Here is a 14,417-nt window from a genome sequence, read left to right on the forward strand (position 1 = left end):
CACACAATCGTTATACGCTCAACGTATGAGCAAAACAAAAACCTCAGCTGATGGCAGCAACGCCACAGACCGCATAGAACTGATGCGCACCTTTGTACGCATCGTCGAGGCCGGCAGCCTCTCGGCCGTGGCCAGCCAACTGGGCGCCACCCAACCCACGGTGAGCCGGCGCCTGCAAGCCCTGGAGCGCTCGCTCGGGCTGCGGCTGCTGCACCGCTCGACCCACGCCATGAAACTCACCGAAGACGGCCAACGCTGCTACACCCGCGCCAAGGAAATGCTCGCCAACTGGGATGTGTTCGAGGCCGAGTTGCGTGGCGCTGGCGACGAACCCGAGGGCCTGCTGCGCGTGGTCGCCCCACACGCCTTTGGCCAGGCGCTGCTGATCGCGCCGCTGGCCGACTACCTGCGCCGCTACCCGCGTGTCACCGCCGATTGGCGCCTGCACGACCGCGCACCCGACTTCATCGCCGAGGGCATTGACTGCGCTATCCAGGTGGGCGAAGTCAGCGATCCGGGCCTGGTGGCGATTCGCCTGGCGCAGGTACCGCGCATCGTGGTGGCCGCGCCTTCGGTGCTGGCGCGGCAAGCACTGCCGCGCCATGCGCAAGAATTGGCCTCCCTGCCGTGGCTGGCGCTGAGCACGTATTACCGCAATGAAGTCGAGCTGCGCCATGAAGACAATGCGGAGCGCATCGCCCGTGTGCCCATACAACCGCTGCTCAGCACGGACAGCCTGTTCGCCCTGCGCAGCGCCGCCCTGCTGGGTCTGGGGGCGTGTATCGCCTCGGCCTGGGCCGTGGCCGATGACGTGGCGCAAGGCCGGCTGCTGCACCTGGCCCCGGCCTGGCAGGCGGCCCCGCTGCCGGTGAGCCTGGTCTACCCCTATGCGCCGCACTACCCGGCCAAATTGCGCCGCTTTGTGGAGCATGTGCGGCAGACCACCCCTGCGGCCATGGGTGCCGTGTTGCAGCCGGCGGCGCCGCACACCAGCCTTTGAATACAGCGATACGCGGCCAAGGCAAGCGCCCCGGCAGCGCGCGCCTCAATGTCTCATAATGCCGCGACCCCTTTAGGGGCCATCACCCTGTTTCTCTACTTTGAGGCAAAAGAAGCTCATGTCAAAAGCCTACTGGATCAGCGCATACCGATCAGTCAAAGACCCGGAAAAGATGGCGGCCTACGCCAAACTTGCCGGCCCCGCCCTCACGGCCAATGGCGGCCGTTTCCTGGCGCGCGGCGAACCCGCCAAGGTGTATGAACTCGGCCTGCAGCAGCGCACCGTGTTGCTCGAATTCGACAGCGTTGCCCAGGCCATGGCGGCACACGACAGCCCGGCCTACCAGGAAGCACTGCGCGCCCTGGGCGACGGTGCAGACCGCGAAATTCGGATTGTCGAAGGCATTTGACCAACGGGGTTGAGGCAGCCTCGTGTGGCGAGGCGCCTTGACGCAGCGTTGACCCAACCGGGCCGCAATACATACCTTGGATATCCCGCATGGCGACCTTGGACAAGGTGGCCATGCCGCAGCCTTGGCTGCACGCCATGGGGTGATGCGGCGCGGCGAATCTGGCCTGGCCCTGGGTTACATTCAGACCAATTTAATGAGGAGCACACCATGGCCAAAGGCGATCAACGCAGCAACAAAATGGTAAAAAAACCCAAGAAGGACAGCAGTCCTCCACAAGACTCGTCCGGTACTTCCACACGCCCCACGCCGCCCGTCACGGCGGTGCTGCCCAAGGGCAAGCTGAAGAACAAGTAAGACGTCTCTCCTTTGGGCTTTTCGGCAGGCGCGGCCGCCCCAACAGCGCCCAGTCACTCATGAACCACCTGGCTTAACGGACCAAGGCCAGGCTTTTTACTGAGGAGACGGAGCAGCGCCACGGCGCCCCGGGGCATACACCCTTTATTGCGGCGTCAGGCCCGCAGCCTTGACCAGTTCGGCGTGCAGTTTGATGTCGGCGGCAATCGTGCGCTGCAACTCTTCAGGCGAGCTGGGCGCCACTTCAATACCGCTTTCACCCAGCTTGGCCGTGAGTTCTGCGTCCATCGCGGCGCGCACGGCGCTGTTCAACTTGTCGATGATGGGGCGTGGTGTCTTGGCCGGGGCCAGCAGGCCGATCCAGGCGGAAAGCGACAGGTCGGCGATACCGCTTTCGGCCATGGTCGGGGTATTGGGCAGCTTGGCCGTGCGTTGCGGGCTCATGATGCCCAGCGCGTGTAATTTGCCGGCCTGGATATGCGGCAAGGCTTCGGGCAACACGGCAAACATGGCATCCACCGTGCCGGCCAGCGTGTCGTTGACGGCCAGGGCGCCGCCCTTGTAGGGCACGTGCAGCAATTGGACTTTGGTGCGGGTCTCAAACATCAGACCGCCCAGGTGCTGCGGGCTGCCGTCGCCGGATGAGGCGAACGTGATCTGTCCGGGCGCAGCCTTGGCCGCCGCCAGGAACGCGGCCAGCGTCGGGTACTTCTGCTTGTCCTTCACCACCAGCACCATGGGCTGGTTGACCAAGCGGGCCACGGGGGTGAAGTCGGCCTCGGGGTCGTAAGGCAAGGTTTTGAAGATGCTCTTGTTGGTGGTCAGGAAAGACGCGGGCGACACCGTGAGGGTGTAACCATCAGGCGCCGACTTCGCCACCGCCGGCATGCCGATCTGGCCCGAGGCACCGGCGCGGTTGTCGATGATGAAGGGCTGGTTCAGACTGGCGCTCAGTTTTTGCCCCAGCGAACGGGCGATCATGTCCACGCTGCCGCCAGCCGGCAAGCCGACGATGATCTTCACGGGGTGGTCGGGATAAGCCGTCTGCGCAAGCAAAGGAGATGCAAAGCCCAGCAGGCCGGTGGCGCAGGTCAGCGCAGTTGCAAGATGGCGAAAGTTCATAGGGCAAGACTCGTTGTATTGTGGTCGGAGACTGCAAATGCAGGCGTGCTGCTCTTCGCAAGTTCCATGCCGACAACAGCACAAGTGCCCCGGCTCGTGCCCATGGCGCGGGGCACACACAAGCCAGGCTCGCGTGTGCCCCCACCAGCGCAACGCTTAAAGCGGCCGCGTCAGATACACCGCCTCGGCGCCCACCACCGGCTCACGCGTGGGCATGAACACGGTGCAGTCGTCGCACGGGGAAATGATCTCTACAGCGCCATCGGTGGCGATCAGTTCACCCTTGGCAAAGGTTTCAAAACCCAGCACCGGCCGGACAAAACGAAACTCGGCCGTCTGCACCAGCAGCGTCTGCAGCAACTCGAAGCGGCGCGGCGTGGCGGCCGGGGCCAGGATTTCGCGCTCCACCAGTCCAAAGTGCGACAGGAAACGCAGCGTCACTTCGCTCGCCACATTGGCCGCGTCTTGTTTGAAGTGCTGACCACACTCGACCACCAGCGCTGCACCCGGCGCGTCGGGCCCGGCATGCAGGCCGTGCTGGATCAGCGGTGTGCCCGAGCCCAGGCCATTGGGCATCACCAAGTGCACCGCCGGCATGCCAATCGCCAAGGCCACACGCGCGTTGCGTTCGTAGGCCGGATAAACCCAGAACGGCACCACGTCCTGGCTGGTGGAGTGGATGTCGAGAATGTGGTCGGCCGCCGCCACCACCGGGCGCAGCGCACGTGCGCGGCGCAATTCGGGGCTGTCCTCGGTGCCGCCGAGCAGTTCATCCGACCACACACGGTTGAGGTTGTGCACCATCTGACGGTTGGCAAAAGGTTTGGCCGCGTCGAACGCGTTGTAGGCCTCGACGTGCGCAAAGCTCAGGGTCAGTGTGCCTATGAGGGGGCGCACGCCTTTGTCGAGCAGCTCGGTCACGGCCACCATGCCGCAGATCTCGTTGCCGTGGGTCAGCGCGTTGATGAGCACGTGTGGACCGGGCTTGCCGGATTCGAAGCGGTGCACGTAGTCGATGCCAATGTTGCCTTCGCGGTAGGCCGACAGGTCGCGCGGCAGCACTTCAAGCGCTGGTAGAGAGGGTGGAGTTTGGCTCATGTGTAGGGGTTCGCAGACGATTGAAATGGATTAAAAGGCACGCCGTCAACGTTCCACGCGGCATGCCAGCGGGGTGCGGCGACCAACCGTCCAGCTCGCCTCGTCGCCCTTGCCGCGCAGCGTGTACTGCGGCGTGGCGTACCAGGTGCCAGAGGCGGCGGGCTGCTGGGGCAGGCGCATCACGTTGCCATCGGGCAGGCTCACCAGCGCGGCATCGGCCTCGAACTGCACACGCAACACGCTGCCGTCGTCGCACACATAACGCACCGTGGCCGGGCTGGTGGGCGGCGTGGCGCAGGCCGCCAACAGCACAGCGCCCAAGGCACAAGAAACAAGTACACCGCTACGGGCCATGGCAAAACTTTCTATAAAAAGTGCCGCTTTGGCATCTACAACAAGCGCTAGACGCTATCAAAACGTGCAGCGGAAAGATGCGAACTCTGAACATTCTGCTACCGTTTCAAAAGCTGCGTTTGCAGATGCAACATTGCCAAATGTCGGGCGGCGCGTTAAAAAGCGCGACTCGCGTCCGAATGTCGGCCCAAGATGTTGTAACAACGTTATAGAGGCACGCCTCCATTTTGGTGTGCCGTTGTGGCATGCCCTCTGAGACAGACAAGCGCAAAATTGTGGGCTGCAATGCCCTATCCGGAGTTTTCGTCATGAGTGCACAACAACTTTCCGATGTCAGCGCGAACCTCATCGCGGCATACAGCGACACCATGCGCAACATGGTCAACGTCTACCGCGCCAGCGGCGAACGCGTGGCCGAACTGCTGGAGCAGCAATGGTCCACCGCCATGGGGCAATCACAAACCCAATTGAGCGCCGAGGCGCGACGCAATGCCAAGCGCACGCACGACGTGGTGGGCAGCCTGTACCACCAAGGCTTGGATTTGAGCGCCAGCGGCGCCACTGCCGTGGTGGACAAACTCACAGAGTTAGCCAAGCAAAGTGTGCAACTGGCTTCTGCCAACGCCGCCGCATTTGACGAACGCTTGGGCCTGCCAGCGCTCGAAAAACTGGCCCAGGCCGCCACCCCTGTAGCGGTGTTGGCCGGCCACGTGGCGCAGCACATCCAGGACAAGTCTGGCGCACTGGCCGAGCATATTTCGGGCGAGAACAAACCCGCTGCACGCCCAGTCTCTGCATTTGCCAAGGCCAAGGCACGCAAACGCAGCGCTTTCTAAAAACAAGTCGTTCCCGGCCCAGCCACAAGGGCCGGTTTTAGAACGCATTCACGATCTCGGGGACAATGCAGGCCCTTTGCCCCGAATAATAAGAACTTGTCCGTCAATTACTCGGGGCCGCGTTGAGGCGCAATCGGGATGAGTTGGCTGTCAGAGACCGCAGCTTGGGCTCACTGCCCATGCAAGGGCTATGGCGGGCAAATCGCCCGATTTCACCTCAACCCTCCGGGCAAATGGTCTTTCGGGCAAGCTGCGTCGTTGCCAAACCAGCCAAGGCAGCAAGCCTTGGCTTAGTTTGACGCCTCGCATCTCATCCCGAAACACCATTTGCGCGGCCCCGATTAATTGACGGACAAGTTCTCTATCGTCCCCACCCATGGCCATCCAATGGTTTCCGGGTCACATGCATGTGACCAAAAAAGCGGTTCTCGAACGCGCCAAAGACACCGATGTGGTGATTGAGCTGCTCGACGCGCGGCTGCCCGGCTCCAGCGCCAACCCCATGCTGGCCGAAATCACCCAGGGGATTCCCACACTCAAGGTACTGAACAAACAGGACCTGGCCGATCCCGAAAGCACCGCGGCCTGGCTGGCGTATTACAACGCCCAGCCCGCCACCCAGGCGATTGCGCTGGACGCCAGCGAACTGGCCCCGGCGCAACGCCTGGTGGCCGGCTGCCACATCCTCGCGCCCAACCGGGGCGGCATGGCCAAGCCTATGCGGGTGCTGGTGTGCGGCATTCCCAACGTCGGCAAATCCACACTGATCAACACGCTGAAAGGCAAACGCGCGGCGAAAACCGGCGACGAGGCCGGCATCACGCGTATAGAGCAACGCATCACCATTGCCGACGACTTCTACCTCTACGACACGCCCGGCATGTTGTGGCCGCGCATTGTGGTGCCGGAAAGCGGCTACATCCTGGCCGCCAGCGGCGCCATTGGCCGCAATGCCTACGACGAAGAAGAAGTCGCACTGGAACTGCTGGCCAACCTGCGCCGCCACTACCTGCCGCTGCTGCAGGCGCGCTACCGGCTGGGCAGCGCAGAAAGCCTGGCCGATCTGGACGACGCCACGTTGCTCGAAGAAATTGGCCGCAAGCGCGGCACCTTGCTGGGTGGCGGGCGCGTCAACCTGCAGAAGGCGGCGGAGATCGTGATCTATGAATTCCGCCAGGGTACGCTGGGGCGCATCACGCTGGAGACGCCCGAGGAATTCACTGGTTGGCTGGCCGCTGGCCAAGCCGCTGACGCCAAGCGCCAGGCCAAAAAAGACGCCCGCAAGAAACGCGGCCGCGGAAATGCAGACAATGTCCCTACAGATACTGATGCCGTAGACGGCCCCGCTGCGGACGAGGAAAACAACGCGTCCTAGAGCGAAGAGCGCCTCTGGGCAAAGCTCTACAGACTGTTACGTGTAACTCCCTACCTACGCCCACAAGAAGGGCCGGTTTTTTGGTGCACACTGGGATCGAGTGCCGTCTGACAAAGCCGGTCATGGCAGTGTCAAACGGCTGTTCGCCGCGCCCCTGCATGCAGAACAGGGATGCGGCCATCACCGTGAGGAGGTCCCATGCAAATTCAAGTCAACAGCCACAACGGCGTCGAGAACAAAGAGTCGTTGGAGCGCTGGGCCGATGCTGAACTGCGCGATGTTTTAAGCCATTTCCACAGCGACATCACCAGGGTAGAAGTACACCTCGGCAAAGAAACCTCCGAAAAAGGCGCCCCCGACACCCGCTGTGCCATGGAAGCGCGCCTCGCCAACCATCAACCGGTGGCCGTGACCCACCATGGCCCCACCCAGGACGAAGCTTTTCGCGGCGCTGCCGGCAAACTCAAGCGCTCGCTGGAGAGCACCCTGGGACGGCTGCGCGACCACCGCGACCACAACACCATACGCAAAGATGTCGGCCTGGCGCCCGAGGCCAACGCCTGAAATCGGCGCACTGAAGCTACGCGCCCGGCGATCACCCGCGTAGCGCTGACATTCAGAGGAAAGGGTTTTGCCTTTTCGCGATTGCCCTGCGTAGTTAGCTATATTTTCAGTAGCTGAGTACGCTTCCATGGCCTGCATTGCAGGCCTTTTTTTTGCGTATTTCCCACAGCCACGGCCTGCCTGGTGACACGTAAACTGCCGGTTTCCTTCCACCGAGCCTGCCCATCATGTCCAACCACCCTTCCCGCAAACAAAACACCGACGTGCTGCAACGCGGCATCATGTGCACCCTCATAGGCCTGGCCGTGCTGCTGGGCCCTTCGTTCATGGCGCCTTCCGGCATGCGCGACATGGTGGCGCAGTCGTACTTGGTGGGGTGGTTTGCGCTGGTGCTGGGTATCGCCTTTCTGGCCTTGTACCTGCGTCGACTGGCCGCGGCCAAAAAGCAACCGTAAGTAAACCCTGACGCTTTTCCACATCCGGACAACGCTGCTTGAAAGTTCTCCCTGGTTTATCTGGACAACTTTGTGGATAAACCCATAGAACATCTGTATGGCCTTTTCAAGTCCTTGTTTTTAAATGAAAACCCTTAGGTTGCCTAAATTTCAGGCAGCGGATAACTTGGTTTATCCACCGCGGCTGTAGTTCTCCCAAACATCACTGGACAAACTTGTGGATAACTAAGGCAATGCGTTGTATGAGCCATCTAAGCCATTGTTTTTAAAAGACTTCCTTTGCATTGCCTGCCAAATAAGCAAGTTTCCAGTGGCAAATTCGGTTTCATCTGGGCTGCACTCCGGCCCCCCAGCTCGCGCCCTACCCGGTGCCGCCCCCGCCGGGCAAAATGAGCGCAACAAAATTCAGTTGTCCACACGCGCAAGGAGCGCTGCCACATGATTGCAAACCCCGTCCGCTGGCTGGCCCTGGCCCTCACCACGGGCCTGCTGCTCGGCCTTGCGGCCTGCAGCGCCACTCCCGCAGCCCCAGCACAGGCGCAAGCCGCGCCGGCCAAAGGCTGGTCGGTATTTTTAAGCCAGTACCAATGGCAGTTGGCGTCCGCATCCGGGCAGAACGGGCGCCCGTTGGAAAACCTTGCAATACCGCCGGGCAGTGCCATCCAAGCGCGTTTTGCTGGCGATGCGCGGCTGAACATCAGCGGTGGCTGCAATGGCATGAGCGGCGGCTACCGCGTCACCGACGCTGGCGCCTTGACGGTTTCGCAAATGGTCGCAACCCGACGCGCCTGCGCTGAGCCACTGATGCAAATCGATGCGGCTCTGGGCCATCTGCTGGCGCAGCCTGTGCAACTGAGCCAAGACGACACCAACCCCAGCACGCCCCGGCTGACCATGCGCAGCGCCAATGGCAGCATCCTGGTGTGGACCGGCAAGCTCACGCCCGAGGCCCAGTACGGCGCGGCAACCACAGTGTTTTATGAGGTGGGACCCGAACGCCTGTCTTGCCCACACCCGCTGATGCGCAACGCCACCTGCCTGCAGGTGCGCGAGATCCACTACGACACACAAGGCCTGGTGTCGGCACCACCCGGCGCGTGGCAGAACCTGTACCAGGAGATTGAAGGCTACAGTCACACCCCGGGTGTACGCCAGGTGCTGCGGATCAAGCGTTATCAACGCCCGCAGCCGCTGCCGGCCGATGCCTCATCGGTGGTGTTGGTGCTGGACTTGGTGGTGCGCACGGAGACTGTCACTAAATAATCTCAAAACCATAGCGCCACACGCACAACAGGCCCACATAGGGGCCTGTTATTGTTTCAGCGATCCAGAAGAGGAATCAGTGCGCGGCGACGTGTTTATCGGCGGCTGTGGCCACCGCCGCTGCGCTCAGCCCCAAGTGGCGCGGCGACATGTATTGCGGCAGGTAGGCATCGAAGGGCATGGTGTCTGCCTGTTCTATGTCTTTTTGCTTTTGCACCGACAGCTCGGACGCGGCTTCGTAATAGGCCTGGCGCTCTGCAGAGAAAGGCTGCGCCAGCAACTCGGCGCGGGTGTGGGCCGAGCGGTCACGCACAAAGTCGGTGAACGAACCGTTGAAGTTTTTCTTCATGGCTTGCAATACCCGCGCCGACGGCAGTTGCTCGGGGTTGGCCAGCATGCGCGCGGCATGCTGCAAGGATTGTGAATAGGCCTTGGTGCCGTGGGCCGCATCCAGAGACGCCGCAATCGGCGCGAACTCGGCCAACAGACCGCTGGCCCAATCGGTGAGCAGCATGTCTTGCCCATCACGCTCGAGTTGCAGACCTGGCTCGCGGCCGCGCGCGGCGACCTTGTGTTGGTTGCGCGCCAGGGCCGCAATCTCCGCAGGGGTATCGGGCGGGCTGTCGGACAACAGACAGTGCATCAAAAAGACATCGATGAAACGCATGGTGTCGGCCGACACCCCCAGCGGCTCGAACGGGTCGAGGTCGAGCAAACGCACTTCCACGTACTCCACACCACGTTCACGCAAGGCATGCAAGGGGCGCTCACCCGGGAAGATCACCCGCTTGGGGCGGATGGTGCCGTAGAACTCGTTTTCAATCTGCAGCAGCGTTGTGGCCAATTGGTTGTAGTCGCCACCCGGGTTGCGTATGCCCACCTTGGCGTAGGTCGGATAGGGCCGCGTCAAGGCATCTTGCAGCGAAGCGCCATAACCTTCCAGGCTGTTGTAGCTCACGGCCAACGAGGACTGCGCCTGGCTTTGGTAACCCAGGCGGCCCATGCGCAGCGACGTGCCATACGGCATGTACATGGTGCTGCCGTTCAGCGACTGCAGTTCGTGCTGGCGCCCGGCCACAAAGCTGGAGCACACCGCCGGCGAAGCGCCAAACAGGTACAGCAACAAAAACGCGTGACGGCGGAAGTTGCGGATCAATGCAAAGTACTCTTCGCTCGACACCCCCGGCAGCGACCAGTTGTAGTGGATGCCCGAGATGGTTTGCATGCGCCGGCCGTAACGGTGGCCCAGGCCCATGCGGTAGACACTCTTGGCGCGGCCCACATTGGAGCTGCCGTAGCGCCCAATGGGAATGGTTTCATCGGTGGGCAGACGACAGGGCATGCTCGACACCCACAACATCTCGTCGCCCGCCGCATCCAGTGTGCGGTAGGTGAACTGGTGCACCTCGTTGAGTTCACTCAGGCAATCTTCCACGCCCGCATGCACACCAGTGATCAACTCCACCTGCGATTCGCTGAAGTCGGTGGTGATGTGTGGATGTGTCAGCGCCGAGCCCAATGCGGCGGGGTGTGGCGTCAATGCCAGGCTGCCATCGGGCGTGGCGCGCAGGCTTTCTTTCTCCAGGCCACGCCGTATGCCCTTCAGGGTTTCCGGCGCCAGCGCGTGCAGGCGCTGCTTGAGCGCTATGGCAGCTGCATCATGCGTTGTGGTCATATTCTTCTTGCCTAATTGATCCGGGGGCTGGTCGCTGTTCGAGCCGGCTGCGCCAGATAAGCTTATACCGGGCGACCGCTAATGGGCGGGAAGGTAACACAGGCGCGCCAGCCGTGCAGAAATGCTTGTTTCACGTCCGGAACATCTTCGGGCTGTCGCATGCAGGACCGGCAGAACCGGGCGAATTCGGCTAGGAAAACAGCTGCACGGCGATAACCGAGGATTGTGGCGAGATTGATTACAAAATGAAACAAGCTTGGTCAGAAACGTCCCACGCAAAACTGCGCAGATTGACCATACTGGAGTTCGACCCAGCCGCGTAGGCTGCAAAACGTGCAAAGTTCTTTGACGACATCCGTCAAAGCTGACAGCACTCTTGAAGGAGAAGTTGCCATGCCGTTCCAGCCCCCTCTCGGCGCACTGCATTTGCCACTGCAGCAATCTCCGCTGCAGCAAGACAACCGCCAACAGCAGCAAAGCGACAGTGGCGCTGAATTTCAACCGCCGCGCAACCATTGGGATGCCCAGGTTGGTCTGGATCGTGAGTACACCCTGAGCGCCTACCTGAAACGTGCCACTGCCGCCGGCGACATGCCGCACGCGGTCCAGCAGCAACACCAGGACGCGCCTGCGCCCCATCAATTGGGCTGACGGCCCGCGCCCAGCCGTTGCATGTCAGTGCGGCTGCGCCAATTTCACAAACTGCTCTTCGTAACCACGCAACCAATCTTGCGCGTGGCGGCGTTGCACCGGCGTGGTTTGGTTATGCAGTGCCGCCACATGGCCACACCACTGCACCACCACCGGCGGCACTTTTCCAGCGTCATCCACCCGCAGCCAGTTGGTCAGTGTGCCGCGCAAGGCAAGCGCGGCCTCGCTAGGCGCAGGTGTGCTGGTTTTCCATTGCTTCAATAGTTGCAGCAGCACTTGCTGGCGCCGCACACGATCAGCCTCCATTTGCTGGGGCTCCACTGACGATTGCGCAAGCTGTGTTTTGAGCAAGGCCTGCTGCGACGCATCCAAGGGCCCATAAATCTTCTCGGTGCGCTCCAGCGCTTTCTCAAAACGCTTGTCCAGGATCGCGGCCGGGCTCAAGCCACTCCACTCGTTACGAAATTCGGTATTGCTTTTGCTGTTGCGGCGCTCCATGGTGTGCAGCTGTGCCGGTTGCAGCGTGTTCGCCAGATGCACCACATCGGGCGCGGCAGCCACCAGCATGGCGTCCACGCGCTGCGCGGTTTGCGACCATACGCCACATACCTGCTGGGCGCTGACATCACTCGCAGCCGCGTCGCGCATCTGCTTCAACAATGCTGCGTAGCGTGGCAACTCCTGTGTGCTGTGCCATTGATGCAAGCGCTTGAGGCTTTCCCGCACGGGCTGGGCCTGGGCATCGGTCAAGGACAAATAGTCGTTGATCCACCAGTAGGCCAAATGCTGGCCATTGTTGTAACCCAGCTTGATGCTGCTGCAGCCAACGAAAGCGCTCAACAGCAGCAGGCAACTGATAAGCTTCGCAGTCTTGCGCGCAACGCGCTTTTGACGCTTTTGAGGAAGTAGAACCAACATGGCAGCAGTGGACGTCGTCATCATGGCCGCGGGCAAAGGCACCCGCATGAAGAGTAAGTTACCCAAAGTGTTGCACCGCTTGGCAGATCGTGCATTGCTTGCCCATGTTGTCGACACGGCAAGTACCTTGAAGCCGCGTCGTGTTGTAGTCATTACCGGACACGGCGCTACAGAAGTAGAAGCAGCCATCACACGCCACTCAGGCGCAAAAGCCGATTTTGACCTTGGTTTTGCACGCCAGGAGCCACAACTAGGCACCGGCCACGCCGTGCAACAGGCGCTGCCGCATCTGGATGACGAAGCCGTGGTGGTCGTATTGTCGGGTGACGTGCCGCTGACACAAGGCGACACCCTCCAGGCGCTGGTCGATGCTTGTGGCGGCGAAAACCTGGCCTTGCTCACACTGGCGCTGGACAACCCCAGCGGTTATGGCCGCATCGTGCGTGGCCCGGACGACGCGGTATTGGCCATCGTGGAACAAAAAGACGCCACGGAAGCCCAGCGCCGCATCCAGGAAATCTACAGCGGCATCATGGCCGTGCCCGTGGCCAGGCTGCGCCCCTGGCTGGCCCGGCTGGACAACCAAAACGCCCAGGCCGAGTACTACCTCACCGACATCGTCAAGATGGCCGTCGCCGACGGCGTGCGGGTGGTGGCCCACAAGATCAGCGACGAATTGCAAGTGGCGGGCGTGAACAGCCCGGTGCAATTGGCCGAACTGGAGCGCGCCTACCAGCGCCGCCGGGCCCATGCGCTGATGGAACAAGGTGTACGCCTGGCCGACCCGGCGCGTTTCGACGTGCGCGGCAGCTTGCAATGCGGACAAGATGTGTTCATCGACGTGAACTGCGTCTTTGAAGGCCAGGTGACCCTGGGCGAAGGTGTACGCATAGGCGCCAACTGCGTGATCGCCAACGCCAGCATTGCCGCAGGCGCGGTGATCCATCCATTTACCCATATCGACGGCGAAAAGGCCGGCGTCTCGGTTGGCCAGGGCGCGCTCATCGGCCCGTTTGCGCGCTTGCGCCCCGGCGCGCAACTGGGCGACGAGGTGCACATCGGCAACTTTGTCGAAGTCAAAAACTCTACCCTGGCCAAAGGCGCCAAGGCGAATCACCTGGCCTACCTGGGCGATGCCACCGTGGGCGAACGCGTCAACTACGGCGCTGGCAGCATCACCGCCAACTACGACGGCGCGAACAAGCACCGCACAGTCATCGGTGACGACGTACACGTGGGCAGCAACTGCGTGTTGATCGCACCGATCAAGCTGGGTGCCGGCGGCACCGTGGGTGGCGGCTCCACCCTGACCAAAGACACGCCCGCAGGCGCCTTGAGCGTGGCGCGTGGACGACAGGTCAGCATCCCCGATTGGCAACGCCCCGTCAAAGGCGCCAAATAACGCACATTGACGAATTCTGTTGCCAAGAAACTTAGACATTTGAGCATTGAGCCGAACATGAATCCCATGGTTCAACGACCTACGCAAGTCGCCGAAGAAGATGAAGGTGAATTGGCTGCGTTGCGGTTGCGTCTACGCGAAAGCGAGGCCGAGCGGCAGCGTCTGCAAGCGCAGTTGGTCGACCGCAATACCGAGCTGAAATCCCTGCACCATCAGCTCGACCACCTGATGCACAAGGTCTCGCATGACCTGCGTGCGCCGGTGCGCCACATCACCTCGTTCACTCCGCTGGTCCGGGAAATGCTGGCCGAGGGGGAAGACCCATCCGACTGCCTGGACACCATGGACAAGTCGGCCCGCCATCTGTCCAGCATGATCGACGCATTGCTGGCGCTGGCACGTTTGGCGCGCGCCGAGAAGAATCCTTCAGAAGTCTGTTTGCGCAGTTTGGTGAGCGAGGTTCAGCGCGATGTGCTGGAGCAGGAACAGACGGGCCGGCAGGTGGAATGGCGCATTGCCCCCGACCTGCCCACCGTGCAGGGCGATGTCGGCCTGCTGCGCGAGATGTGGGGCCATTTGTTGTCCAACGCGCTGAAATTCAGCCGCAAGTGCGCGGTCACACAAATCGAAATTGGCTGGCTGCCCGCATCGGCGCAGCAGAACGACACGGCTCACCCCAACCCGGCCGGCCCAGATGGACCCACTTTTTACGTACAAGACAACGGTGCTGGTTTTAACCCAGAGTTTGCCGATCAGTTGTTTGGCTTGTTCCAACGCCTGCACCGGGCTTCGGAATACGAAGGCACGGGCCTGGGTTTGGCGCTTGCCCGGCAAATTGTGATCCTGCACGGCGGCCACATCAGCGCGCGCGGCGCATTGAACCAGGGCTGCCGCATCTCGTTCTCGCTACCCGCAAGCTGAGGCCGCCAAAGCAGCGG

The 14,417-nt window shown here is 61.8% G+C and carries 16 protein-coding genes; 11 read left to right on the forward strand and 5 right to left on the reverse strand.

Features of this window, described 5'->3' with window-relative positions:
* Window positions 1–25: 25 nt before the first annotated feature.
* The 3 genes from ACFQ95_RS05725 to ACFQ95_RS05735 all read left to right on the forward strand — a co-directional run bounded on the left by ACFQ95_RS05725 (window position 26) and on the right by ACFQ95_RS05735 (window position 1,766).
* On the forward strand, window positions 26–1,000 hold the full coding sequence (locus ACFQ95_RS05725; protein WP_422829873.1) for a LysR family transcriptional regulator: 975 nt from the start codon (window positions 26–28) through the stop codon (window positions 998–1,000).
* A 118-nt stretch (window positions 1,001–1,118) separates the two neighbouring features.
* Entirely contained in the window at window positions 1,119–1,409 is a 291-nt protein-coding gene (locus ACFQ95_RS05730; protein ID WP_422829874.1) for a DUF1330 domain-containing protein, read from the forward strand.
* Between the two features lie 210 nt (window positions 1,410–1,619).
* Window positions 1,620–1,766, forward strand: coding sequence for a hypothetical protein (locus ACFQ95_RS05735; protein ID WP_422829875.1), 147 nt, complete (start codon window positions 1,620–1,622; stop codon window positions 1,764–1,766).
* Window positions 1,767–1,910: 144 nt separating this feature from the next.
* Here ACFQ95_RS05735 and ACFQ95_RS05740 read toward each other — a convergent pair whose 3' ends face one another.
* The 3 genes from ACFQ95_RS05740 to ACFQ95_RS05750 form a co-directional block, all read right to left on the reverse strand.
* The gene (locus ACFQ95_RS05740) at window positions 1,911–2,888 is read right to left on the reverse strand and encodes a Bug family tripartite tricarboxylate transporter substrate binding protein (protein WP_422829877.1); all 978 of its coding nucleotides are present in this window, start codon (window positions 2,886–2,888) and stop codon (window positions 1,911–1,913) included.
* Between the two features lie 156 nt (window positions 2,889–3,044).
* Window positions 3,045–3,986 (reverse strand): succinylglutamate desuccinylase, encoded by a 942-nt coding sequence (locus ACFQ95_RS05745; RefSeq protein ID WP_422829878.1) that lies wholly within the window; start codon window positions 3,984–3,986, stop codon window positions 3,045–3,047.
* Window positions 3,987–4,031: 45 nt separating this feature from the next.
* Window positions 4,032–4,340, reverse strand: a complete 309-nt coding sequence (locus tag ACFQ95_RS05750) for an MliC family protein (protein ID WP_422829879.1) — start codon at window positions 4,338–4,340, stop codon at window positions 4,032–4,034.
* A gap of 308 nt (window positions 4,341–4,648) precedes the next feature.
* Between ACFQ95_RS05750 and ACFQ95_RS05755 the strand changes: the two genes are divergently transcribed.
* From ACFQ95_RS05755 to ACFQ95_RS05775, 5 genes are all read left to right on the forward strand, one after another.
* Complete coding sequence (locus ACFQ95_RS05755; RefSeq protein WP_422829880.1) at window positions 4,649–5,176, forward strand: hypothetical protein; 528 nt, start codon at window positions 4,649–4,651, stop codon at window positions 5,174–5,176.
* Between the two features lie 376 nt (window positions 5,177–5,552).
* A complete protein-coding gene (gene ylqF, locus ACFQ95_RS05760; RefSeq protein ID WP_422829881.1) occupies window positions 5,553–6,551 on the forward strand; it encodes a ribosome biogenesis GTPase YlqF in 999 nt (332 codons plus the stop codon).
* Between the two features lie 198 nt (window positions 6,552–6,749).
* Window positions 6,750–7,115 (forward strand): HPF/RaiA family ribosome-associated protein, encoded by a 366-nt coding sequence (locus ACFQ95_RS05765; RefSeq protein ID WP_422829882.1) that lies wholly within the window; start codon window positions 6,750–6,752, stop codon window positions 7,113–7,115.
* Between the two features lie 227 nt (window positions 7,116–7,342).
* Window positions 7,343–7,570 (forward strand): hypothetical protein, encoded by a 228-nt coding sequence (locus ACFQ95_RS05770; protein WP_422829883.1) that lies wholly within the window; start codon window positions 7,343–7,345, stop codon window positions 7,568–7,570.
* A gap of 438 nt (window positions 7,571–8,008) precedes the next feature.
* Complete coding sequence (locus ACFQ95_RS05775; protein WP_422829884.1) at window positions 8,009–8,833, forward strand: DUF4377 domain-containing protein; 825 nt, start codon at window positions 8,009–8,011, stop codon at window positions 8,831–8,833.
* A 76-nt stretch (window positions 8,834–8,909) separates the two neighbouring features.
* Here ACFQ95_RS05775 and gshA read toward each other — a convergent pair whose 3' ends face one another.
* The gene (gene gshA / locus ACFQ95_RS05780; protein WP_422829885.1) at window positions 8,910–10,508 is read right to left on the reverse strand and encodes a glutamate--cysteine ligase; all 1,599 of its coding nucleotides are present in this window, start codon (window positions 10,506–10,508) and stop codon (window positions 8,910–8,912) included.
* Window positions 10,509–10,901: 393 nt separating this feature from the next.
* On the opposite strand from gshA, the gene ACFQ95_RS05785 reads away from it, so the two are divergent.
* Entirely contained in the window at window positions 10,902–11,159 is a 258-nt protein-coding gene (locus ACFQ95_RS05785) for a hypothetical protein (RefSeq protein ID WP_422829886.1), read from the forward strand.
* Between the two features lie 24 nt (window positions 11,160–11,183).
* Here ACFQ95_RS05785 and ACFQ95_RS05790 read toward each other — a convergent pair whose 3' ends face one another.
* Window positions 11,184–11,999, reverse strand: coding sequence for a DUF6279 family lipoprotein (locus ACFQ95_RS05790; protein WP_422829887.1), 816 nt, complete (start codon window positions 11,997–11,999; stop codon window positions 11,184–11,186).
* Between the two features lie 76 nt (window positions 12,000–12,075).
* Between ACFQ95_RS05790 and glmU the strand changes: the two genes are divergently transcribed.
* The gene (glmU, locus tag ACFQ95_RS05795; protein WP_422829888.1) at window positions 12,076–13,479 is read left to right on the forward strand and encodes a bifunctional UDP-N-acetylglucosamine diphosphorylase/glucosamine-1-phosphate N-acetyltransferase GlmU; all 1,404 of its coding nucleotides are present in this window, start codon (window positions 12,076–12,078) and stop codon (window positions 13,477–13,479) included.
* Window positions 13,480–13,536: 57 nt separating this feature from the next.
* Window positions 13,537–14,400: a sensor histidine kinase gene (locus ACFQ95_RS05800; protein ID WP_422829889.1), complete on the forward strand. Its 864-nt coding sequence runs from the start codon at window positions 13,537–13,539 to the stop codon at window positions 14,398–14,400.
* Window positions 14,401–14,417: the final 17 nt, after the last annotated feature.

The organism is Variovorax sp. HJSM1_2, from assembly GCF_049316285.1.
GTDB lineage: Bacteria > Pseudomonadota > Gammaproteobacteria > Burkholderiales > Burkholderiaceae_C > Rhodoferax_B.

Bases quoted from the DNA above. Each gene is read 5' to 3' on its own strand.
- ACFQ95_RS05725 (WP_422829873.1), top strand. From the start codon at position 26: ATGAGCAAAACAAAAACCTCAGCTGATGGCAGCAACGCCACAGACCGC.
- ACFQ95_RS05730 (WP_422829874.1), top strand. From the start codon at position 1,119: ATGTCAAAAGCCTACTGGATCAGCGCATACCGATCAGTCAAAGACCCG.
- ACFQ95_RS05735 (WP_422829875.1), top strand. From the start codon at position 1,620: ATGGCCAAAGGCGATCAACGCAGCAACAAAATGGTAAAAAAACCCAAG.
- ACFQ95_RS05740 (WP_422829877.1), bottom strand. From the start codon at position 2,888: ATGAACTTTCGCCATCTTGCAACTGCGCTGACCTGCGCCACCGGCCTG.
- ACFQ95_RS05745 (WP_422829878.1), bottom strand. From the start codon at position 3,986: ATGAGCCAAACTCCACCCTCTCTACCAGCGCTTGAAGTGCTGCCGCGC.
- ACFQ95_RS05750 (WP_422829879.1), bottom strand. From the start codon at position 4,340: ATGGCCCGTAGCGGTGTACTTGTTTCTTGTGCCTTGGGCGCTGTGCTG.
- ACFQ95_RS05755 (WP_422829880.1), top strand. From the start codon at position 4,649: ATGAGTGCACAACAACTTTCCGATGTCAGCGCGAACCTCATCGCGGCA.
- ylqF (WP_422829881.1), top strand. From the start codon at position 5,553: ATGGCCATCCAATGGTTTCCGGGTCACATGCATGTGACCAAAAAAGCG.
- ACFQ95_RS05765 (WP_422829882.1), top strand. From the start codon at position 6,750: ATGCAAATTCAAGTCAACAGCCACAACGGCGTCGAGAACAAAGAGTCG.
- ACFQ95_RS05770 (WP_422829883.1), top strand. From the start codon at position 7,343: ATGTCCAACCACCCTTCCCGCAAACAAAACACCGACGTGCTGCAACGC.
- ACFQ95_RS05775 (WP_422829884.1), top strand. From the start codon at position 8,009: ATGATTGCAAACCCCGTCCGCTGGCTGGCCCTGGCCCTCACCACGGGC.
- gshA (WP_422829885.1), bottom strand. From the start codon at position 10,508: ATGACCACAACGCATGATGCAGCTGCCATAGCGCTCAAGCAGCGCCTG.
- ACFQ95_RS05785 (WP_422829886.1), top strand. From the start codon at position 10,902: ATGCCGTTCCAGCCCCCTCTCGGCGCACTGCATTTGCCACTGCAGCAA.
- glmU (WP_422829888.1), top strand. From the start codon at position 12,076: ATGGCAGCAGTGGACGTCGTCATCATGGCCGCGGGCAAAGGCACCCGC.
- ACFQ95_RS05800 (WP_422829889.1), top strand. From the start codon at position 13,537: ATGAATCCCATGGTTCAACGACCTACGCAAGTCGCCGAAGAAGATGAA.